The organism is Rhodococcus pseudokoreensis (genome assembly GCF_017068395.1).
Taxonomy (GTDB): domain Bacteria; phylum Actinomycetota; class Actinomycetes; order Mycobacteriales; family Mycobacteriaceae; genus Rhodococcus_F; species Rhodococcus_F pseudokoreensis.
Window position 1 is genome coordinate 7,463,765 of the sequence record NZ_CP070619.1, and the last position, 20,940, is coordinate 7,484,704.

16 protein-coding genes, 1 tRNA gene and 1 pseudogene are annotated in these 20,940 nt (G+C 68.0%); 12 read left to right on the forward strand and 6 right to left on the reverse strand.

Translation table 11 applies throughout. The features are described from left to right. Positions 1 to 28: 28 nt before the first annotated feature. Positions 29 to 289: pseudogene (locus JWS13_RS46575) on the forward strand (hypothetical protein); the annotation flags it as partial. Between the two features lie 56 nt (positions 290 to 345). On the opposite strand, the gene JWS13_RS39260 reads toward JWS13_RS46575, so the two are convergent. Together JWS13_RS39260 and JWS13_RS39265 are read right to left on the reverse strand one after the other, a co-directional pair. Next, positions 346 to 418: transfer RNA gene (locus JWS13_RS39260), tRNA-Arg, on the reverse strand. A 57-nt stretch (positions 419 to 475) separates the two neighbouring features. Beyond that, a complete protein-coding gene (locus JWS13_RS39265) occupies positions 476 to 853 on the reverse strand; it encodes a DUF4345 family protein (RefSeq protein WP_206010646.1) in 378 nt (125 codons plus the stop codon). A gap of 103 nt (positions 854 to 956) precedes the next feature. Here JWS13_RS39265 and JWS13_RS39270 point away from each other — a divergent pair, with 103 nt between their 5' ends. The 7 genes from JWS13_RS39270 to JWS13_RS39300 all read left to right on the forward strand — a co-directional run bounded on the left by JWS13_RS39270 (position 957) and on the right by JWS13_RS39300 (position 11,936). Further along, on the forward strand, positions 957 to 2,987 hold the full coding sequence (locus JWS13_RS39270) for a bifunctional copper resistance protein CopD/cytochrome c oxidase assembly protein (protein ID WP_206010647.1): 2,031 nt from the start codon (positions 957 to 959) through the stop codon (positions 2,985 to 2,987). Positions 2,988 to 3,155: 168 nt separating this feature from the next. Beyond that, entirely contained in the window at positions 3,156 to 3,584 is a 429-nt protein-coding gene (locus tag JWS13_RS39275) for a single-stranded DNA-binding protein (protein ID WP_206010648.1), read from the forward strand. Between the two features lie 134 nt (positions 3,585 to 3,718). Beyond that, positions 3,719 to 5,398, forward strand: a complete 1,680-nt coding sequence (gene ettA / locus JWS13_RS39280; protein WP_072947065.1) for an energy-dependent translational throttle protein EttA — start codon at positions 3,719 to 3,721, stop codon at positions 5,396 to 5,398. A gap of 4 nt (positions 5,399 to 5,402) precedes the next feature. Further along, on the forward strand, positions 5,403 to 5,825 hold the full coding sequence (locus JWS13_RS39285; protein ID WP_012688336.1) for an acyl-CoA thioesterase: 423 nt from the start codon (positions 5,403 to 5,405) through the stop codon (positions 5,823 to 5,825). 108 nt (positions 5,826 to 5,933) lie between these two features. Then, on the forward strand, positions 5,934 to 10,835 hold the full coding sequence (locus tag JWS13_RS39290; protein WP_206010649.1) for an NAD-glutamate dehydrogenase: 4,902 nt from the start codon (positions 5,934 to 5,936) through the stop codon (positions 10,833 to 10,835). Continuing rightward, positions 10,832 to 11,257, forward strand: coding sequence for an acyl-CoA thioesterase (locus JWS13_RS39295; protein ID WP_124390101.1), 426 nt, complete (start codon positions 10,832 to 10,834; stop codon positions 11,255 to 11,257). Before JWS13_RS39290 ends, JWS13_RS39295 begins: the two co-directional genes overlap by 4 nt. Beyond that, the gene (locus tag JWS13_RS39300; RefSeq protein WP_206010650.1) at positions 11,250 to 11,936 is read left to right on the forward strand and encodes a DUF8010 domain-containing protein; all 687 of its coding nucleotides are present in this window, start codon (positions 11,250 to 11,252) and stop codon (positions 11,934 to 11,936) included. Before JWS13_RS39295 ends, JWS13_RS39300 begins: the two co-directional genes overlap by 8 nt. A gap of 34 nt (positions 11,937 to 11,970) precedes the next feature. Here JWS13_RS39300 and JWS13_RS39305 read toward each other — a convergent pair whose 3' ends face one another. Beyond that, on the reverse strand, positions 11,971 to 13,566 hold the full coding sequence (locus JWS13_RS39305; RefSeq protein WP_206010651.1) for a glycoside hydrolase family 13 protein: 1,596 nt from the start codon (positions 13,564 to 13,566) through the stop codon (positions 11,971 to 11,973). Positions 13,567 to 13,633: 67 nt separating this feature from the next. Then, the gene (locus JWS13_RS39310; RefSeq protein ID WP_043824253.1) at positions 13,634 to 14,029 is read right to left on the reverse strand and encodes a globin; all 396 of its coding nucleotides are present in this window, start codon (positions 14,027 to 14,029) and stop codon (positions 13,634 to 13,636) included. Between the two features lie 140 nt (positions 14,030 to 14,169). Here JWS13_RS39310 and JWS13_RS39315 point away from each other — a divergent pair, with 140 nt between their 5' ends. From JWS13_RS39315 to dinB, 4 genes are all read left to right on the forward strand, one after another. Beyond that, positions 14,170 to 14,841 carry an HNH endonuclease gene (locus JWS13_RS39315; RefSeq protein ID WP_192581730.1) on the forward strand — a complete coding sequence of 224 codons (672 nt, stop codon included), beginning with the start codon at positions 14,170 to 14,172 and terminating at the stop codon, positions 14,839 to 14,841. Positions 14,842 to 14,916: 75 nt separating this feature from the next. Next, a complete protein-coding gene (gene ctaJ, locus JWS13_RS39320) occupies positions 14,917 to 15,177 on the forward strand; it encodes an aa3-type cytochrome oxidase subunit CtaJ (RefSeq protein ID WP_012688329.1) in 261 nt (86 codons plus the stop codon). Further along, entirely contained in the window at positions 15,164 to 15,640 is a 477-nt protein-coding gene (locus JWS13_RS39325; protein ID WP_124390105.1) for a DUF5130 domain-containing protein, read from the forward strand. The genes ctaJ and JWS13_RS39325 overlap by 14 nt, the downstream gene beginning before the upstream one ends. A 127-nt stretch (positions 15,641 to 15,767) precedes the next feature. Then, on the forward strand, positions 15,768 to 16,994 hold the full coding sequence (gene dinB, locus JWS13_RS39330; protein ID WP_206010652.1) for a DNA polymerase IV: 1,227 nt from the start codon (positions 15,768 to 15,770) through the stop codon (positions 16,992 to 16,994). A gap of 22 nt (positions 16,995 to 17,016) precedes the next feature. Here dinB and pepN read toward each other — a convergent pair whose 3' ends face one another. Beyond that, entirely contained in the window at positions 17,017 to 19,596 is a 2,580-nt protein-coding gene (gene pepN / locus JWS13_RS39335; protein ID WP_206010653.1) for an aminopeptidase N, read from the reverse strand. 72 nt (positions 19,597 to 19,668) lie between these two features. Then, entirely contained in the window at positions 19,669 to 20,904 is a 1,236-nt protein-coding gene (locus tag JWS13_RS39340) for an NAD(P)/FAD-dependent oxidoreductase (RefSeq protein ID WP_206010654.1), read from the reverse strand. Between the last annotated feature and the right edge of the window lie 36 nt (positions 20,905 to 20,940).

A 20,940-nucleotide genomic window follows, 5' to 3' on the forward strand; every position in this document is an offset into this window, starting at 1 on the left:
ACCGAGCCCGCGCCTCCTCGTTGTTCGAGCGGGCACCGGCTCCTGGCGCATACCTGCCTCGTCGGCTGGGAGGTGTGCGGCTGCGACTCCGCCGCCAACGGCGGCCATCGGACGCACGTCTGCCGGCAGTGTGGTGAGACGGTGCGAACGCCGCCATGCGCTGGCGCCGAACCGCAGCGTGACCGCTGGGCAAAATGCGACGGCGAGTGCGACTCTCCACTTACTCTCCACTTTGGTTGACACAAGCAGGAACAGTTGGGAACAACTGTTCGAGTTGAACTCGGGATGAAGTCCGAAATCCGCTGGTCATCGGTATCATTGACTTATTCCCACTTGTGTCATATGTGCCCCCGGCAGGATTCGAACCTGCGACCAAGAGATTAGAAGGCTCTTGCTCTATCCCCTGAGCTACGGAGGCGCGCAGCAAATATTACCTGCCGCCCCGAGTGCTTCGACCGGGGCTGGGGTGTGTGCGTCAGGAGCCCAAGGCCGCCGCGGAGAGCAGCAGTCCCGCCAGAACGAGTTCGACGACGAAGTAGAACCACACGGGGTAAAAGCGCGTCGGCCGGTCGATGAGGGCGGCGACGATCCGGCCGAACGCCATCCCCAGCAGGGCGACGGCCACCGTCACCGCGGCGACGGATCGGATGCCGTGGGGGTCGAAGGCCGCGTAGAAGAGCAGGCCCGCGACCGCGACACCGAAACCGCCGTAGACCGCGCGCACCTCGGCGCGGGCAGTCGCCGAATCCGCGGTGAGACCGAACGGTGCGACCAGGCGGGCGGGAAGGGCGAGCCCGTAGACGCCCATGCCTGCGAAGAACAACGCCACCACGATGATCAGAAACTCCGCCATCTCAGCCTCTCGTTTCCCCGGGACACATCTCTGTCGACGGTAGCCGGAACCGTGACGGACCCTCGCGTCTCCGACGGCCCGTCGTAGGTCCTACCCTTGATATATGGCTACACCCCAGCTCGCGGCGTCCGACCCGGCATCGAAACCCCCGAATCGTGCCGATTCGACCGCCCTGTTCGTCGTCGGCGGTCTCATCGCCGGCCTGGTTGCGGCAATCGTCGTCGGACTTTCCGCTGCTCAGGCGCTCGTGTTGCTGGGAATTCCGGATCCCGGACCGATCACCACCTACGGATTGCCCGCCATGCGGGCCGTGTCGGAGATCGCTGCCGTCATCACCATCGGATCTCTGCTGCTCGCGGCGTTCTTCGTGCCTCCGCAGAAATCCGGCGTCCTGGACGTGGACGGCTACCGCGCCGTCCGCACCGCGTCGTACGCCGCGATCGTGTGGGCGGCGACCGCCCTCGTCCTCGTCCCGCTGACGCTGTCGGACACGTCCGGGCAACCGTTCGGCGAAGCGGTCAAACCGGCCAACATCTTCAATTCGATCGATCAGGTCGAACTCGCAGGCGCCTGGCGCTGGACCGCGATCATCGCCATCGTCCTCGCGATCGCCTCCCGGCTCGTGCTGCGCTGGTGGTGGACGCCGATCCTGCTGCTCGTCGGCATCCTCGGGTTGATGCCGCTCGCGTTGACCGGGCACTCGTCCTCGGGTGGTTCGCACGACATGGCGACGAACAGCCTGATCTTGCACCTCGTCGCGGCCTCGCTGTGGGCGGGCGGTCTGTTCGCACTTCTCGCCCATGCCCGCAGGCGCGGCGCCTACACGGACGTCGCGGCGCGCAGGTTCTCCGCGGTCGCGACCGTTTGCTTCGTCGTCATGGCGGTCAGCGGTGTGGTCAACGCGCTCGTTCGCGTCCAGATCGGCGACCTGGTCGACACCACGTACGGACGCCTGGTGGTCGCGAAGATCGTGGCCCTCGTCGTACTCGGGATGTTCGGGTGGGCGCAGCGTCGACGGGCGCTGCCCGCGCTGCAGAAGGACCCGACGAAACGCGGCAACCTGATCCGCTTCGCCGGTGCGGAGGTCATGGTCTTCGCCGCGACGATCGGCCTCGCCGTCGGACTCGGCCGCACGCCCCCGCCGCCCCCGACCGCGGCGCCCACCCTCACCGAAGTGGAACTCGGCTACAACCTGGCAGGGCCGCCCACGTTCGCCCGGTTGATGCTGGACTGGCGATTCGACCTCCTCTACGGCACCGCCGCGATCGTGCTGGCCGTCGTGTACGCGATCGGACTACGCAAACTGCGGCGGCGCGGCGACAGCTGGCCCGTCGGCCGGACCGTCGCCTGGATGTGCGGGTGCGTGGTGCTGCTCATCGCGACGTCGTCGGGCGTCGGCCGGTACTCGCCCGCCGTGTTCAGCGTGCACATGGGCGCTCACATGGCGCTGTCCATGCTGGCGCCGGTTCTCCTGGTGCTCGGAGCCCCGATCACGCTCGCGCTCCGGGCCCTCGACCCCGCGGGAAAGAACGGTGTGCCGGGACTGCGCGAATGGATCCTGACCGCGCTGCACAGCCCGTTCTCCCGGTTCATCACCCACCCCGTCGTCGCGGCGGTGCTGTTCGTGGGCGGTTTCTACGCCCTGTACCTCGGCGGGATCTTCGCGGCCGCCGTCGACTCCCACTCCGCGCACGTCCTGATGAACCTGCACTTCCTGCTGAGCGGCTACCTCTTCTACTGGGTCGCGATCGGCATCGACCCGTCGCCACGCAAGCTGCAACCGGTGACGAAGCTCGCGATGGTGTTCGGCTCCCTGCCGTTCCACGCCTTCTTCGGCGTCGCGCTGATGAGCATGGGCGCCGTGATGGGCGAGTGGTACTACCGATCGCTCGGACTCGGCTGGAACGCCGACCTGGTGGGGGACCAGCAACTGGGCGGCAGCATCGCATGGGCCACCGGAGAGATCCCACTGGTGCTGGTGATGATGGCGCTGCTCATCCAGTGGTCCCGCAGCGACGGCCGCACGGCGAAGCGGGTCGACCGGGCCGCGGACCGGAACGACGACGCGGATCTGGCAGCGCACAACAGAATGTTCGCGGAGCTGGCGCGACGGGACCGCGAAGCCGGACGCTGACCGCTAGCACGCCGCCCCGACACGTTCGGGGCTCCCGAGGCCGATTTCGCGGTTCCATCCACAACCGCTCGATTTCTCCACAGATGTCCGATGCGGGCCGAAAACGACGCCGCCGGACGGCACGCTGTGAGTGAAGGCACTTTGCCGCACTCACAGGGGGTAGACGTCATGTACGAAACACACGGCACCGTCGTCGGAACGGTCATCACCAGCCCGGTCACCCGGTCGAACGCCGCCGGTGACGAGTTCCTCAGTTTCCGGATGGCGAGCACGGTCCGGCGCCGCGACCACGCGACGGGGGAGTGGCGTGACGGGAGCACGCTCTACCTCACGGTGACCTGCAGGCGGCGGTTGATGGCCGGGGTCGTCGCCTCGCTCACGAAGGGCGATCCCGTCCTCGTGACGGGCGAGTTGCGGACGACCGAATACACCACCCGGGACGGCATCGCCCGCTCCGACCTGGAGTTGAGCGCCACCGCGATCGGACCGGATCTGGCCCGGTGCACGGTCGTGCTCGAGCGCGCGCCGAGAACGACCGACGGTGATGCGGGGAACCCGGCGACCGAAGAGGTGGCCACCCGGTCCCTCGTCGCGTAGCGCACCTGCGGGTATCGGCGCCGACCTCTGCGTTCCCGGCGCCGGTGCCCGCAGCATCTTCCCGGGAAGCCCCCGATCACGTTCCCGACCCTCCGCGATGTGGGTTCGTCGCGCCTCACCATTAGGCTGGCCCCATGGCTGAGTTCATTTACACGATGAAGAAGGTGCGCAAGGCGCACGGTGACAAGGTCATCCTCGATGACGTCACGATGAGCTTCTACCCCGGCGCCAAGATCGGTGTGGTCGGCCCGAACGGCGCGGGTAAGTCCAGCATCCTCAAGATCATGGCGGGGCTGGATCAGCCGGGCAACGGTGAAGCGTTCATCGCTCCCGGTGCCACCGTCGGGATCCTCATGCAGGAACCGCACCTGGACGAGACGAAGACCGTTCGCGAGAACGTCGAAGAGGGCATGGGTGAAACCATGGTCCAGCTCAAGCGGTACAACGAGATCGCCGAGCTGATGGCCACCGACTACTCCGACGAGCTGATGGAGGAGATGGGCGAGCTCCAGGAGAAGCTCGACCATGCCGACGCGTGGGAGATCGATTCCCAGCTCGAGCAGGCGATGGACGCCCTGCGTTGTCCGCCGCCTGAGGACATGGTCACGCACCTCTCCGGTGGTGAGAAGCGCCGCGTCGCCCTCTGCAAGCTGCTGCTCAGCAAGCCCGACCTGCTGCTGCTCGACGAGCCGACCAACCACCTCGACGCGGAGAGCGTCCTGTGGCTGGAGCAGCACCTCGCGGCCTACCCGGGTGCGATCCTGGCCGTCACCCACGACCGGTACTTCCTCGACCACGTCGCCCAGTGGATCTGTGAGGTCGACCGCGGCCGCCTGTACCCGTACGAAGGTAACTACTCCACCTACCTGGAGCAGAAGGCCGCCCGCCTCGAGGTCCAGGGCAAGAAGGACCAGAAGCTGCAGAAGCGCCTCAAGGAGGAGCTGGCCTGGGTCCGTTCGGGAGCGAAGGCCCGTCAGGCCAAGAACAAGGCCCGCCTCGACCGCTACGAAGAAATGGCCAACGAGGCCGAGAAGACCCGCAAGCTCGACTTCGACGAGATCCAGATCCCCGCGCCGCCGCGCCTCGGCGACGTCGTGGTGGAGGTGTCGAACCTCGACAAGGGCTTCGACGGCCGGGTCCTGATCAAGGACCTGTCGTTCACCCTGCCGCGTAACGGCATCGTCGGCGTGATCGGCCCCAACGGTGTGGGTAAGACGACGCTGTTCAAGACCGTCGTCGGGCTCGAGGAGCCGGACGCGGGCGAGGTGAAGATCGGTCAGACCGTCAAGCTCAGCTACGTCGACCAGAACCGCACCGGCATCGACCCCGACAAGACGGTGTGGGAGGTCGTGTCCGACGGCCTCGATCACATCGTGGTCGGCCAGACGGAAATGCCGTCGCGCGCCTACATCAGCTCGTTCGGGTTCAAGGGCCACGATCAGCAGAAGCCGGCGGGCGTGCTGTCCGGTGGTGAGCGCAACCGCCTGAACCTCGCGATGACGCTCAAGCAGGGCGGAAACCTGATCCTGCTCGACGAACCGACCAACGACCTCGACGTCGAAACCCTCGGTTCGCTGGAGAACGCGCTCGAACAGTTCCCCGGCTGCGCCGTCGTGATCTCCCACGACCGCTGGTTCCTCGACCGGACCTGCACGCACATCCTCGCGTGGGAGGGCGGCTTCGGCGACAACGAGGCTGCCTGGTACTGGTACGAGGGCAACTTCGAGGGCTACGAGGCCAACAAGGTCGAGCGGCTCGGACCGGATGCGGCACGTCCGCACCGCGTCACCCACCGCAAGCTGACGAGGGACTGACCTGGTGGGGCAGCAGGCCTTCACGTACGAGATCCAGGTCCGGTGGGGTGACTCCGACCGCCTGGGTCACGTCAACAACACCCGCTTCATGGAGTACATGCAGGAAGCGCGGATCGCATTCCTGACCACCGAGTTGCGCGCCGCCGGCGCCCAGCCCGGTGCGATGGTGGTGCGCAAGATGGACGTGGAGTTCCTGCGTCCCGTCACCGACGCCTCCGGTCCGCTGACGATCGACGTGTCGGTGCTCCATGTCGGCAATTCGTCGTACACGATCCGGCACGTCGTCACGAACCGCGACGGCGTCCACTGCGCGACGGGCGACGCGCTGCTGGTGGCGTTCGACGTGAAGACCGAACGGTCGCGTCCGCTGTCCGAGGCGGAACGCGACGGGCTCGAGAAGTACCTCGCGCCAGTGACCACCGGCTGACAAATCCGGCACGCGGGGTGCCCGAAGTTCACCCTCTGTTCCCATCGCCGCGGGCTAGTCTCGAGAGAGTTGCCCGCGGCGATCGGAACGAAGAGGAAGTGAGCCCCGATGACGGAATCGGCAGCACTGAAAGATGCGGAGTGGGCGCGGAATCTGCCCGAAGGTCTCCGGTCTCAGGTGCCGACTCTCGCAGCCGTGTACTTCCGGCACGTCGATCGCGGTGACAGCGAGAGCGCCGTCAACGGCGCCTCCGACGCCGTGCTCGGCGCGCATCTGACGCTTGCCCTGCATCGGCCCCCGGAGCGCGCGATCACCCGGGTCTACCGGCCGGGCGACGGGCGCGAACTCGGTGCGTCCCTGCAGATCGTCACGGACGACATGCCGCTGCTCGTCGAATCGATCACCGCGCTGCTGAACCGGCTCGGCATCGGGATCAGCGAATTCGTGCACCCGATCGTGTCGGTGCGGCGTGATCCGATCGGCGCACTGCGCGGAATCCTCATGGGAGACAAGGCCAAGGATGCCGACGAGGACGGTGTGTCCGAGTCGTGGATCCACGTCCAACTCGATCCGCGTGCCGACTCCGCGGTCCTCGACACGCTCGAGAAGGAGGTCGGCACCGTCCTCGCCGACGTGCGCCAGGTGGTCCGGGACACCGACATCATGCGCAAGCTCGAGCGGACGCTGGCCGACGAACTCGAGGCGTCCGCACCCTGTCCCGGCGTGTCGAAGAACGACCTGGAGGACTGCGCCGACCTGCTGCGGTGGATGTCGCAGGGCAATTACGCGGCGCTCGGGTACCGGCGTTTCGAACTGGGGGAGCCGGACGATTCCGGCGCCCGGAGCCTGCAGGTGGTGCCGGGCAGTGGTCTCGGACTGCTGCGCTCCGACACGGTCACCGAGGGCCCGCTGAGTCTGCCGCCTGCCGCCGAGATCCCCGACCGCCCCCTGCTCGTGCTCACGCAGGGCTCCTTCCCCGCGACCGTGCACCGCTCGGTCTACCCGTTCTTCGTCGGCGTGAGCATCCTCGACGCGAACGGCAACATCACCGGTGAGCACCGCTTCCTCGGCGTCTTCACCGTCACGGCGCTGCACGAGAACGTCCTCGACATTCCGGTGATCGCCCGCCGGGTGCGCAAGGTGATCGACCGGGCCGGGTTCCAGTTGAACTCGTATTCGGGGCAGGCGATGCTGGAGGTCATCCAGTCGTTCCCGCGCACCGAACTGTTCTCCAGCGACGCGGACACCCTGTTCGACACGGTGACGGCCGTGCACAGCATCGGCCTCAGGCGTCAGGTGCGCCTGTTCGTGCGCGAGGACTTCCTCGGACGGTTCGTCTCCTGCCTGATCTACCTGCCCCGGGACCGGTACACCACCCGGGTCCGGCTCGCCATGCAGGACATCCTGCTGCGGGAATTCGGCGGCGGCACTTTGGAATACACTGCACGCGTCACGGAGTCCGACCTGGCGTTACTGCACGTGACGATCCGCAAGAATATCGAACACAGGGGGTCGCTGCTCGACCTGTCGGACGCCGACCGCGAACGGGTCCAGGCGATGCTGGCCGAGGCGAGCCGCAGCTGGGACGACCACCTCGGGGACCTGTTGCCGGTCACCGCCGGTGTGGATCCCATTCTGGCGCAGCGTTATGCCGACGTGCTGCCCGAGGGGTACAAGGAGGATTTCGACGCCACCCGCGCGCTGTCGGATCTCGCGAGGCTGGAGGCGCTCGCAGGCGGCTCCATCGACCTGTTGCTGTACCGCGACCGTGGGGCGGAGGTCGGGCACTGGCGGTTCACCCTGTATGTGGGCGGCGACGGTATTTCTCTGAGCCAGGTGCTTCCGGTGCTGCAGAGTTTGGGCGTGGAAGTCCTCGACGAACGCCCCTACCAGATTCCGCGGCCCGACGGGTTGACGTGCTGGATCTACGATTTCGGGTTGTCGGTGCCCGCGGAGTTGCTCCGCTCCTCGGTGGAGGACGACCTCGATGCCGAACTCGCCGCCGAGGAGGCGTCCGCGGCCGAACCGAAGCTTCAGGAACGGTTCACGGATGCGTTCACGGCGGTCTGGTTCGGGCGGGCGGAGGCGGACCGCTTCAACGAGCTGATCCTGCGGGCGGGAGTGTCGTGGCGGCAGGCCGTGATCCTGCGTGCGTACGCAAAGTATCTGCGCCAGGCGGGATTTCCCTACAGCCAGTTTCACATCGAGGGGGTTGCGCTTGCAAATCCCCGATCGGCGTACACACTCGTCGAGTTGTTCGAGGCGATGTTCGACCCGGAGACACCGTCACCCGACCTGGTGGCCGAACTCGACACCCGCCTGCGGGAGTACATCGACTCCGTGGTCAGCCTCGACGCGGACCGCATCCTGCGCGGTCTGTTCGGGCTGATCACGTCGACGCTGCGTACCAACTACTTCGTGACGGGCGAGACCGGGGAGCCGCCGGCCCATCTGTCGATCAAGCTCGATCCGACCTCGATCCAGGAACTGCCGAAGCCCCGGCCCAAGTACGAGATCTTCGTGTACTCACCCGACGTCGAGGGTGTGCACCTGCGGTTCGGGTCCGTCGCCCGCGGCGGGTTGCGCTGGTCGGACCGGCGTGAGGATTTCCGCACCGAGATCCTGGGGTTGGCGAAGGCGCAGGCCGTGAAGAACGCGGTGATCGTCCCGGTCGGGGCGAAGGGCGGCTTCGTCGTCAAGAATCCGCCGACACCGTCGGGGGACGCGGCGGCCGACCGCGCGGCCGCTCTCGAGGCGGGCCAGGACTGCTACCGCACGTTCATCTCCGGGCTCCTGGATCTCACCGACAATGTAGATCACGTGTCGGGTGAGATCGTGCCGCCTGCCCGGGTGGTGCGGCGGGACGGCGACGACCGGTATCTCGTCGTGGCCGCGGACAAGGGCACCGCGAAATTCTCCGACCTCGCCAATTCGGTTGCGGAGCAGTACAATTTCTGGCTCGGCGACGCGTTCGCGTCCGGTGGGTCGGCCGGCTACGACCACAAGGGGATGGGCATCACCGCTCGCGGTGCCTGGGAGAGCGTGAAACGGCACTTCCGCGAGATGGGCGTCGACACCCAGGCCGAGGACTTCACGACGGTCGGTGTCGGCGACATGAGCGGCGACGTGTTCGGGAACGGCATGCTGCTGAGCAGGCACATCCGGCTGGTCGCGGCGTTCGACCACCGGCACATCTTCCTCGACCCCGATCCCGACGCCGCCACGTCGTTCGAGGAGCGATCCCGGATGTTCGCGCTGCCCCGGTCGTCGTGGGCCGACTACGACACCGGCCTCATCAGTGCGGGCGGCGGAGTGTGGGACCGGACCCGCAAATCGGTCCCGATCAGCGCGGCCGCGCGAGCCGCCCTCGGACTCGACGACACCGTCACCGAACTCTCCCCACCGGAACTGGTCCGGGCGATCCTGTGTGCCCCGGTGGATCTGCTGTGGAACGGCGGCATCGGCACGTACGTCAAGGCGTCCACCGAGACCAACGCGATGGTGGGCGACAAGAGCAACGACTCCGTGCGCGTCGACGGCAACGAGGTGCGGGCCAGGGTGGTCGGTGAGGGCGGCAACCTGGGGGTGACGGCACTCGGCCGCATCGAGTACAGCCAGAACGGTGGCCGGATCAACACCGACGCCATCGACAACTCGGCGGGCGTCGACTGCTCCGATCACGAGGTGAACATCAAGATCCTGCTGGACTCGTTGGTGAGCGGCGGCGGGTTGCCTCGGGAGGACCGCAATCCGCTGCTGGCGTCGATGACCGACGAGGTGGCCCACCTCGTTCTCGCGAACAACATCGCCCAGAACAACCTCCTCGGTGTCTCCCGGACCAGCGCGGTCCCCATGCTGAGCGTGCACCGCCGTCAGATCGAGCACCTCGCGTCCCGCCGCGGTCTCGACCGCAAACTCGAGGCCCTGCCCACCGAGGAGGAGATCGCCCGTCGCAGGCAGGCCGGGCAGGGGCTGACGTCCCCGGAACTCGCGACTCTCACCGCGCACGTGAAGCTTGCGCTCAAGGACGACCTCCTCGCGACGGACCTGCCCGACAGCGAGACGTTCGCGCCGCGGCTGCCGCGGTACTTCCCGACGGTGCTGCGGAAGCAGTTCCGCACGGCGATCAAGGCGCATCCCCTGCGCAGGCAGATCGTGGCGACGATGCTCGCGAACGAGACCATCGACAACGGCGGAATCACCTTCGCGTACCGGTTGGCGGACGAGGCGGGTGCGAGCAGCACCGACGCCATCCGCGCGTATGCGGCGGTGACCGAGATCTTCGCCCTGCCCGACCTGTGGTCGCGGATCCGGTCGGCGAACATCGCCGCGGACATCGAGGACGACCTGATTCTCGAGTCGGGCCGGCTTCTGGACCGGGCGTCGCGCTGGTTGCTGACCAATCGGCCCCAGCCCCTCGCAGTGGGTGCCGAGATCGCCCGCTACTCCGCCGACTTCCGGGCCCTCTCGCCGAAGGTGCCGCAACTCGTGCGGGGGCATCAGCTCACCGACGTGGAGACGAGGGTGCGGCCGCTCGTCGTCCGCGGAGCGCCCGAAGACCTGGCCTTCGAGGTGTTCCGGCTCCTCGACAAGTTCTGCCTGCTCGACATCATCGACATCGCCGACATCGCCGAGCGCGACATCGACGAGGTCGCCGAGCTGTACTACGAGCTCGACGCACACCTCGGCATCGACTGGCTGCTCAGCGCGGTGTCCACCCTCGCGCGTGGCGACCGGTGGCATTCGCTGGCCCGTCTCGCGTTGCGCGACGACCTCTACAGTTCGCTGCGCCAGCTCACGATGGAAGTGCTTCTCGGTGGCGAACCTCACGAGACGCCGCAGGAGAAGATCGACGACTGGGAGTCGACGAACGCGTCCCGGCTGGCCAGGGCGAGGTCCGCTCTCACCGAGATTTTCGAGTCTGGGACCCTTGACCTCGCGACGCTCTCGGTGGCGGCGCGTCAGGTACGCAGCATGGTGCGCGGTATGGGCACCCGATCGGAGGTATGACGTTGAGCGAGGGCTTTCACGCGGAGGTCGAAGTTCGATGGTCGGACATGGACGTCTTCCAGCACATCAACCACGCTCGGATGGTGACGCTGCTGGAGGAGGCGCGGATTCCCTGGCTGTTCGAGGACGACCGGCCCACGGTCACGTTGCGTGACGGCGCGGTCATCGCCGACCTGCACGTGCGCTACCGCGGGCAGCTCCGGCACAGCGATTCACCGCTGGACGTGCTGATGTGGGTCGAAAAGGTTCGCGCCGTCGATTTCACGATCAACTACGAGGTCCGACCGAAGGGTGTCGACGTCTCGGTCGCGCCGTCGATCGTTGCGTCGACGCAGATCGCGGCGTTCGACATCGACACTCAGCGACTCCGCAGGATCACCGACGTCGAGCGCGGGTACCTGGAGAGCTGGCAGCGTGCATGAGCGCGTCCTGTCGATCCCGGACGCGACGGAACGCGGCGATCTCGCCACCTTCCTCACTCGGGTGGTCCGGTTGGACGAGGCGACGGTGGTGCGCCTCCGCCAACGCGGGCCGGGCCGCCTGACGGCCTGGGCGGCAACCGGTTTCGACGCGCTGGCGGTGCGCACGATCGCGGGGACGATCACCCCCGACGACACGTCCGCTGGCGGTGACCAACTGCTCGCCGCGCTCGAAGCGGCGACCGCCGCCGACATCGATCCGGGGTTCTCGATGGATTCGGCGTGGCGGGGCGCCCTGCCTCCGACGGAGGGTTTCGTCCACGTCGACGACGTCCCGGCGCGCGTGCTGGTCGACCTCGCACAGCGCGGTGCGGCGCTGGCGCAGGAGCACGGCAGCAGCCACGGCCCACCCGCGTCCCTGCTCGACCAGGAGGTCCTGCGGGTGGAGGGCGCGGGGCAGACGGTCGGTATCCCGATGCGGGTGGTGTTCGCGCTCACCGCGATGGGGTTCGTCCCGCACGCAGGCTCGGATCGGCTGACCGCCGACATCGACCTCGATCGCATCGACGCCTCGGAACTGGTCCGGGTGCGGGCCACCGCGTCGTGGCTGCGGGTGGACGCCCGGTTCGGGTCGATCTACCGGCACCGCGGTGGGGGGATTCCGCTGTCGGTGGCCCGGTAGGCCGGGCCGCACACCGCAACCGGGGGAGTCCGGGTCAGATGAGCCACGCCGCCGCGTTCGGCGGAAGCTGCCCCTCGACGAGCGGCGCGCTGCTGAGCAGCACCTCGCCGGGCGGCAGCGAGATCGGCGCCTCGGTGGCGTTCAGCGCGCAGATCAGACCACCGCGCCTGCGGAAGGCGAAGCAGCCCTCGGGACTGCCGTACCAGTCGACTCCGGGACCGGAGAACTCCGGGCGGAACGAGCGTAGTTCGAGTGCCGCCCGGTACAGCGAGAGCGTCGACGTGACGTCCTCGAGTTGCGCCTCAACGGTCAGGCCGGCCCACTCGGCAGGCATCGGCAGCCAGGGTTCGCCCGTGCTGAACCCGAACGGCGGTTCGGTGCCCTCCCAGGGGACGGGCACCCGGCATCCGTCGCGGCCGCGTTCGGTGTGATCGGACCGCTCCCACACCGGGTCCTGCAACGCCGAATCGGGCAGGTCGACGTTGGGCAGGCCGAGTTCGGCGCCGTTGTACAGGAACGCCGCACCCGGCAGCGCCAGTTCGACGAGGATCATGGCCCGGGCGCGTGCGGTGCCGATCTCGCCGCCGCCGTACCGGGTGACCTCCCGTTCGACGTCGTGGTTCGACAGGGTCCAGGTGGGGGTTCCGCCGACCTGGTCGACGGCGGTCAGGGAGTTCTCGATCGCCCCCCGGACCGTCTCCGCCGAGAACTCGGCCTCCGCCAGCCGGAAGTTGAACCCGAGGTGCAGTTCGTCGGGCCGGATGTACTCGCCGAAGCGTTCGTTGTCGCGGACCCAGATCTCCCCGACGGCCACCGTGCCCGGGTACTCGTCGAGGACCTTGCGGATGCCGCGGTGGATGTCGTGGACGGCGGGGTTGTCGAACCGCGGGTCGTCGTCCGAGTTGTGCAGCAGTTCGTTGGCGGACCAGTCGTGATCCGGAAGACCTTCGGGCTTCGCCATGCCGTGCGCGACGTCGATGCGGAATCCGTCGACGCCCCGGTCGAGCCAGAACCGCAGCGTCTTCGTGAGATCCTCGACGACCTCCGGGTTGTCCCAGTTCAGGTCGGGCTGCTCCGCCGCGAAGATGTGCAGGTACCACTGGCCGGGCGTGCCGTCGGCCTCGGTGATCCGGGTCCACGCCGGACCGCCGAAGATGCTCGGCCAGTTGTTCGGCGGCTCCGCGCCGTTCTCGCCGCGGCCGTCGCGGAAGATGTACCGGTCCCGTTCCGGACTGCCCGGTGGCGATGCCACGGCGGCCCGGAACCATTCGTGCTCGACGCTGGTGTGGTTGGGCACCAGGTCCATCGTGACCTTGATCTGGCGGGCGTGCGCAGCCTCGATCAGCTCGTCCATGACCTCCAGATCGCCGAACAACGGGTCGATGTCGCGGGGATCGGACACGTCGTAGCCGTGATCGGCCATCGGGGAACGCATGACCGGGCTCAGCCAGAGGGCGTCGACACCGAGCAGTTCGAGGTAGCCGAGTTTGTCGCGCACTCCCTGGAGATCGCCGACGCCGTCACCGTTCGCGTCGGCGAACGAGCGGGGATAGATCTGGTAGAAGACCGCGTCGGACCACCAGGGTGCCGGCTGTGTGTCGTCGGCGGACGTTTCGGCGGGAGTGCTCACAATCGCCCATCGTGCCAAACGATCGTCCCCGCCACGACTCGACAGGCGCAATCGGCTTGCGGCGGTTTCAGAAGGCGGAGTTCACCATCGACGCCGCGGCCATGTCCATGTACTCCCGCAGAGCCTTGCGATGCGCGTCGTCGAGCGTCCCGGAGTCGATCGACGCGATCGCTGTGTGCATGCACCGCAGCCAGGCGTCGCGTTCGATCGGGCCGATCTTGAACGGGTGGTGACGCATCCGCAGTCGCGGGTGGCCGCGCTCGTCCGAATAGGTGTGCGGTCCGCCCCAGTACTGCTCGAGGAACATCCGCATCCGGCGTTCGGCCGGACCCAGATCTTCCTCGGGATAGAGGGGCCGGACGATGTCGTCCTTGGCGACTTCCTCGTAGAAGCGCGCGGTGAGCTTGCGGAACGTCTCCGCTCCGCCCACCGCCTCATAGAAGGTCTGCTGCACGTCAGTCATGGCGCCTTCCATTGTGCACGTGCGGGCGGGAACGGTCTTCGTCACCGTCTGTTCACCGAATGTCCTGCATTTTTGTCGGAAATGGGCGTGCGGAGGCAGGCAATTCATGGTGCACTTGGTGGCAATCTCCCGGAGGTCGCATGAAGAATCGACACAGCGCCCGCGCGCACCGACAACTCGTGCCCACTGATGCCCGGAGTGCCGGGGTTTCAGGGGCGTTTGCTTTACAAGTGATCACCGAAGGCTCCGCGCGCAGCGCCGAGCCTTCTTTCCCGGGCGAGAATGCGGTTCCGCTCTGGATCAAGCGCCGGGTGCTTCTCCTCAACGTCACCTACGAGCCGCTCACCGCCCTTCCTGCCCGCCGTGCCGTGGTGTTGATGACCTGCGGTAAGGCCGACACCGTCCACGAGGATCCGCAGGCCCCGGTCGTCCACTCCGAGCAGTGGTCCGTTCAGGTGCCGTCCGTGATCCGCCTCCGGAATTACGTCCGCGTCCCGTATCGCGCGCGCGTTCCGATGACCCGCGCGGCCCTCATGCATCGCGACCGGTTCCGCTGCGGGTACTGCGGGTCCAAGGCCGAAACGGTCGATCACGTGGTTCCCCGCAGTCGTGGCGGCGAGCATTCGTGGGAGAACTGTGTGGCCTGCTGCGCGCCCTGCAACCATCGCAAGGCGGACAAGTTGCTGAGCGAACTCGGCTGGACGCTCCGGGCCTCACTGGTGCCGCCGTCGGGCCCGCATTGGCGACTGCTGGCGTCGACGAAGGACCTGCACCCGTCGTGGATGCCCTACCTCGGTGAAGGCGCCGCCTGAGCGTTCCGCGCGACCGCTTCGCGAAGTTCGGCCCTGACGCTTCCCTTCGCACGGTTCTGGGCTACCGTTTGCGTTGTGAGCATTCTCGAGACAGTGCTGATATTCGTAGGAATTCCGGCGTTGATCACCGCCTTCTTCGCGGCGATGTCGTTCGTCGGCAAGAAGACGCCGGGCCCCGTGCCGCCCGCGTTCCACCTCGGCGAGGAATGGACGCATGCGCCGGTGCTGTGGAGCGCCGTCGACGAGGTGACCACGCACGGTCATCACGGCGGGCACCACGGCGCGCACGCCGGTTCGGAAGACCTGATTGGAGGCTCGGCAAGTGGCAAGTGGTGACCTGATCCCCGCGACCGTATCCGCGGACAATCTGCCCGTCGGCAGCGTCGTGACCGCCAGCGGTCGCATCTCGGGCGTGCACCGCGTCGGTGAGCCCTTCACCGACGACCTGCCGTTCACGACGGACGAACTCGTCCGCCTCGACGATGCCCTCACCGAAGGCACCCGCAAGACGAAGGTGCGCTTCAACGCGTACGTCGGCGACCTCGGCGAGAACACTGCGGCCGGTGCCGATGCGCTCTTCCCGACGACTCCCGAGGCGGAACGGTCCGTCCTCATCGCGGTGTCGCCCAACCAGCGGACGGTCGAGATCCGCAGCGGCCGGGCCGTGGCCAACCGGGTCACCGACCGGGTCGCCCAGCTCGGGGCGACGGCGGCGGTGTCGTCGTTCGGCGACGGAGACCTCATCGACGGTCTCGTCAGTGCCATCCGCGTGATGAGCGCGGCGATCGCCTCGCCGTAGATCCGCACAGATAAGCGTCCGCACGGCCCGTCACCGTTCAGTTCTCCTGAACCGTGACGGGCCGTCGGTGTTTCGGCGACCGGTGGGCTGACAGTCCTCGACTTCTGTCGGTGGTCGATGCGAACATATGTTCGTGTCCGATTCGCCGCGCCCGCGCATCTCGAGTGGCGCCGAGGCGACCATCCTGCACGCCGACCTCGACGCGTTCTACGCCTCGGTGGAGCAACGGGACGACCCTGCACTGCGCGGCCGCCCGGTGATCGTCGGCGGCGGTGTCGTGCTGGCCGCGAGCTACGAGGCGAAGGCCTACGGGGTGCGCACGGCCAGTAGCGGTGCGCAGGCGCTGCGGCTGTGCCCGCACGCGGTCGTGGTGCGCCCGCGGATGTCGGCGTACGCGGCCGCGAGCAAGGCGGTGTTCGAGGTCTTCGGGCACACGACGCCGCTGGTCGAGGGTCTGTCGATCGACGAGGCGTTCCTCGACGTCGCGGGTCTGCGCAAGATCGCGGGCGCACCGGTCGACATCGCGGCGCGACTGCGCCGCGACGTGCGCGAGCAGGTGGGTCTGCCGATCACCGTCGGCGTCGCGAGAACGAAGTTCCTCGCCAAGGTCGCCAGCGCGGTCGGCAAGCCCGACGGACTGCTGCACGTGCCTCCGGACGGGGAGATCGAGTTCCTCCACCCGCTGCCGGTCGAACGGCTGTGGGGAGTCGGGGCGGTGACGTCGCGCAAGCTCCGCGACGCCGGGATCGCCACCGTCGGCCAACTGGCCCACTATCCGGAAGAGTTGCTCGTGTCCATCGTGGGACCGGCGGCGGGTCATCACCTCCACGCACTCGCCTGGGCGCGCGATCCCCGTCCCGTGCAGGTGGGGCGCAGACGGAGATCCGTCGGCGCCCAGCACGCCCTGGGGCGCAGACCGACGTCGCGGGAGGACGTGGACGCCGCCCTGGTGACGCTGGTCGACCGGGTGGCGGGCCGGTTGCGCCGCGGCAAGCGGGTGGGGCGCACGGTGGTGCTGCGGCTGCGGTTCGACGACTTCACCCGGGTCACCCGGTCGCACACCCTGGCGCAACCGTCGGCGCAGACGCAGACGATCCTCACCACGGCCCGGGGCCTGCTCGGCAACGCGATGCCGATGATCGAGAGCAAGGGCATCACCCTCGTCGGTGTCGCGGTGGCCAACCTCGAGGACGACTGCCCACAACAACTGGCGTTGCCGTTCGATCCGTACACGCGCAGCACGCTGGACACCACCCTCGACAGCCTCCGCGACCGGTTCGGATCCTCGGCGGTCACCCGTGCGGTTCTGCTGGGCCGGGATCAGGGGGTGAGTGTGCCGATCCTGCCGGACTAGTCCGGCAGGATCGGCACACCGGTCAGCTCGCGTCGAACTTCCGGGCCGCGAGCGACCGGACGATCCCCGCCCGGCCCTCGACCACCAGGCGGCGCAGGGCCGGCGGACGGTCGCCGGTCAGGAACTCGTCGGCTGCCGCCACGGACTCCTCGCTGATCGACCACGACGGGTACAGGCCCACCACCACGGTCTGGGCGACCTCGCTCGAACGCCGCTCCCACACAGCGGGAATGTCCGCGAAGTAGCGGGCCACGTACGGCTCGAGGATGTCGGACTGACCGTGACCGGCGAACGCGCCGATGATCGAGCGGGCGGTGATGTTCGGCACGGAGTCGTCGCCGACCACCCGGTTCCAGGCCTGTTCCTTCACCGCGGCCTGCGGGCGGACGGTGGCCGCAGCGGCGGCGTTGCGGGCGCCTGCCGCGGTCGGGTCGCGTTCGGCTTCGGCGTCGATGAACGGCGTCTCGATGCCGTCGGCGTCGATCTCACCGGCCCCGGCGAGGGCCGTGACGAGACGCCAGCGCAGATCCGTGTCGACGACGAGCCCCGGCAGCCCGACCGTTTCCGGTGCGGCGTCCAGCAGTTCCTGCAGGACCTCGGTGTGCCACGGCGACAGCTGCGCGCCCGCCAGCGCGTTGACGAACGCCAGCTGGTGGTCCGAACCGGCCTCGGCCTCCCGCGCCAGCTCGAGCAGGCGGTTCGCGAAGTCGGGCCAGCCGTGTTCCTTGGACCACCCGGGTTCGGCGTAGCTGTGCAGCGCGGTCTGGGCCTGCATCAGCAGTCGCTGGACCACGCCGACCTCGGTTTCGGCGCCGATGCCGCGCTGCACGAGCGCAACGAAGTCCCGCGCCTTGAGTTCGGCCTGCCGCGTCATCTCCCACGCCGCCGACCACACCAGGGTGCGGGGGAGCGGCTCCTCGATGTCGCCGATCCGCTCGATGGCGGTGGCCAGCGAGTCGGGATCGAGCCGCAGCGAGCAGTACGTGAGGTCGTCGTCGTTGACGAGGATCAGCTGACCGCGTTCGACCCCGACGAGTTCGGTGACGTCGGTGCGTTCGGTGGCGTCGACGTCGAGTTCCACCCGCTTCGTGCGCACGAGTTTGCCGTCCCGATCGTCGTACACGCCGACCGCGATGCGGTGCACCCGTTGCTCACCGGCACCCGGTGCGGCGCCGGACTGCAGCACGGTGAACCGGGTGAACTTGCCGTCTGCGTCGACGTCGAACTCGGGACGCAGGATGTTGAGCCCGGTCGTCTTGAGCCACTGGGTGCCCCAGTCGGACAGGTCGCGGCCCGAGGACTTCTCGAGCGCGCCGAGGAGGTCGTCGAACGTGGCGTTGTCGAAGGCGTGGTCGCGGAAGTAGTCCCGCAGACCGGACAGGAAGGGGTCGAGTCCGACGTACGCGACGAGTTGCTTGAGGACGGACGCGCCCTTCGCGTACGTGATGCCGTCGAAGTTCACCTCGACCGCCGCGAGGTCCGGGATGTCGGCGGCGATGGGGTGGGTGGACGGCAGCTGATCCTGCCGGTACGCCCAGGACTTCTCGACGTTGGCGAACGTGGTCCAGGCGTTGGTGTACTCGGTGGCCTCGCTCTGGCAGAGCACGGAGGCGAACGTCGCGAACGACTCGTTGAGCCACAGGTCGTCCCACCAGCGCATGGTGACGAGGTCGCCGAACCACATGTGCGCCATCTCGTGCAGCACCGTCTCGGCGCGCCGCTCGTACGACGCCCGCGTCACCTTGGACCGGAAGACGTAGTCCTCGAGGAACGTCACGGCACCGGCGTTCTCCATTGCGCCCGCGTTGAATTCGGGGACGAACAGCTGATCGTACTTCCCGAACGCGTAGGGAGTGCCGAAGTTCCGGTGATAGAAGTCGAAGCCCTGCTTGGTTTCCGTGAACAGGCGCTCCGCGTCCATGTGCTCCCCGAGGGAGGCGCGGCAGTAGATCGCGAGGGGGATGTCGCCGTGCTCGTCGGAGTAGTTGTCGGTCCACTCCGCGTACGGGCCCGCGATCAGCGCGACGAGGTAGGTGCTCATCTTCGGGGTGGTGCGGAAGATGTGCCTGCCGGGTTCGGCCGCCACCGTCTCGACGGTCGCGGAGTTGGAGATCACCTTCCAGTCGGCCGGGGACGTGACGTGCACGTCGAACGTCGCCTTCAGGTCGGGCTGGTCGAAGCAGGCGAACATGCGCTTGGCGTCGGCCGTCTCGAACTGCGAGTACAGGTAGACGGCGTCGTCGGTCGGGTCCACGAAGCGGTGCAGACCTTCACCGGTGTGCGAGTACGCGCAGTCCGCCTCGACCACCAGTTCGTTGCGTTCCGCGAGCCCGGTGAGCGTGATGCCGGTGGACTCGTCGTAATCCGCGACGTCGACGGGGGAGCCGTTCAGCGTGGCCGAATGCACACGCGCAGCGACGATGTCGACGAACGTGGACGCGCCGGGGGTGGCCCCGAACGTCACAGTCGTGCGGGAGGAGAACGTCTCCACTCCGGGCTGACCTGTCCCGTCGGTGAGGTCGAGTTCGATCAGATAGTTGTCGACGGTCAGCAGTCCGGCGCGTTCGGCTGCCTGTTCGCGGGTCAGGTTCGGTGGGGCCACAGAGGTCTCCTCGTGATCGGCGGCGGTGCTCTAACTCGATGCTGCCATCCCATCACGAGTGGGCCCTGGGCGTTAACCGGACAGGTCGGTCAACGGCACCGCGGGGTCGGCCAGCCGGTCGGGATCGACCGGGGCGGACGAGGACACCAGTTGCTTGATCTGATCGGTGGCGTCCCAGATGTTGACGTTCATGCCTGCGAGGACGTGGTTGTCCGCGTCCAGCCAGAACGCGAGGAACTCGCGTCCTGGAAGGTTGCCGCGCACCACGACCCGCTCGTATCCGTCGGACGGGGCGTACCCCGTGTACTCCATGCCCAGGTCGAACTGGTCGGTGAAGAAGTACGGCAGCCGCGTGTATTCGGCCTCCTGACCGAGCATCGTCGCGGCGGCGACCGCCGGCTGGTTGAGGGCGTTCGCCCAGTGCTCGACCCGGATCCGGGTGCCGAGTTGCGGATGCAGTTGCGCCGCGATGTCGCCGACCGCGACGACGTCGGGGTCGCTGGTCTGCAATCCGGCGTCGACGAGAACCCCGCCGTCGACGTCGAGCCCGGCCCGTTCGGCGATCTCGATGTTGGGCGCGGCGCCGACGGCGACGAGCACCGCGTCGGCGGGCAGGACCGTCCCGTCGCCGAGCCGCACACCGGTGGCCTTGCCGTCCTCGACGACGATCTGGTCGACCGTGGCACCGAGATGCAGCTGAACACCGTGCTCGCGGTGCAGTTCCGCGAACACCGTGCCCATTTCGGGGCCGAGCGAGCCGAGGAGCGGAAGTTCGGCGGCTTCGACCACCGTCACGTCGGCGCCCTTCTCCCGGGCGGACGCTCCCACTTCGAGACCGATCCAGCCGGCGCCGATCACCACGAGGCGCCTGCCGCCGCCGACCGCCTCGATCAACCGGTCCGATTCGTCGACGGTGCGCAGGTAATGGACGCCCTCGGCGTCGGAACCGGGTATCGGTGGGCGGCGTGACCGCGAACCCGTGGCCAGCGCGAGCTTGTCGTACCCGAGCGTGGAACCGTCCGGCAGCGTCACCGTGTGGGCGGCGAGGTCGAGGGCGGTCGCGGTGGTGCCGTACCGCAGGTCCACATGATGGTCGCGGTACCAGTCGCCGTGGTGGACGGTGAAGTCGCCGAGAGCCTTCTTTCCGGCGAAGTGTTCCTTCGAGAGCGGAGGTCGCTCGTAGGGGAGGTGTTCCTCCTCCGAGAGGAGAATGATCGATCCGTCGAAATCCTTGTCACGCAATGCTTCTGCCGTTTTCGCTCCGGCGAGGCCACCGCCGACGACGACGAACGTGCGAGTGGAGGACATGTGAGGATGCTCCCTTCGGGTCGACCACTTCCGACC

Coding starts and splice junctions, on each gene's coding strand:
- JWS13_RS39310 (WP_043824253.1), bottom strand. CDS start 14,029: ATGACTGACGTGCAGCAGACCTTCTATGAGGCGGTGGGCGGAGCGGAG.
- JWS13_RS39340 (WP_206010654.1), bottom strand. CDS start 20,904: ATGTCCTCCACTCGCACGTTCGTCGTCGTCGGCGGTGGCCTCGCCGGA.
- JWS13_RS39265 (WP_206010646.1), bottom strand. CDS start 853: ATGGCGGAGTTTCTGATCATCGTGGTGGCGTTGTTCTTCGCAGGCATG.
- JWS13_RS39275 (WP_206010648.1), top strand. CDS start 3,156: ATGTACGAAACACACGGCACCGTCGTCGGAACGGTCATCACCAGCCCG.
- JWS13_RS39295 (WP_124390101.1), top strand. CDS start 10,832: ATGACGTTGAGCGAGGGCTTTCACGCGGAGGTCGAAGTTCGATGGTCG.
- ettA (WP_072947065.1), top strand. CDS start 3,719: ATGGCTGAGTTCATTTACACGATGAAGAAGGTGCGCAAGGCGCACGGT.
- JWS13_RS39315 (WP_192581730.1), top strand. CDS start 14,170: ATGAAGAATCGACACAGCGCCCGCGCGCACCGACAACTCGTGCCCACT.
- dinB (WP_206010652.1), top strand. CDS start 15,768: ATGTTCGTGTCCGATTCGCCGCGCCCGCGCATCTCGAGTGGCGCCGAG.
- JWS13_RS39290 (WP_206010649.1), top strand. CDS start 5,934: ATGACGGAATCGGCAGCACTGAAAGATGCGGAGTGGGCGCGGAATCTG.
- JWS13_RS39270 (WP_206010647.1), top strand. CDS start 957: ATGGCTACACCCCAGCTCGCGGCGTCCGACCCGGCATCGAAACCCCCG.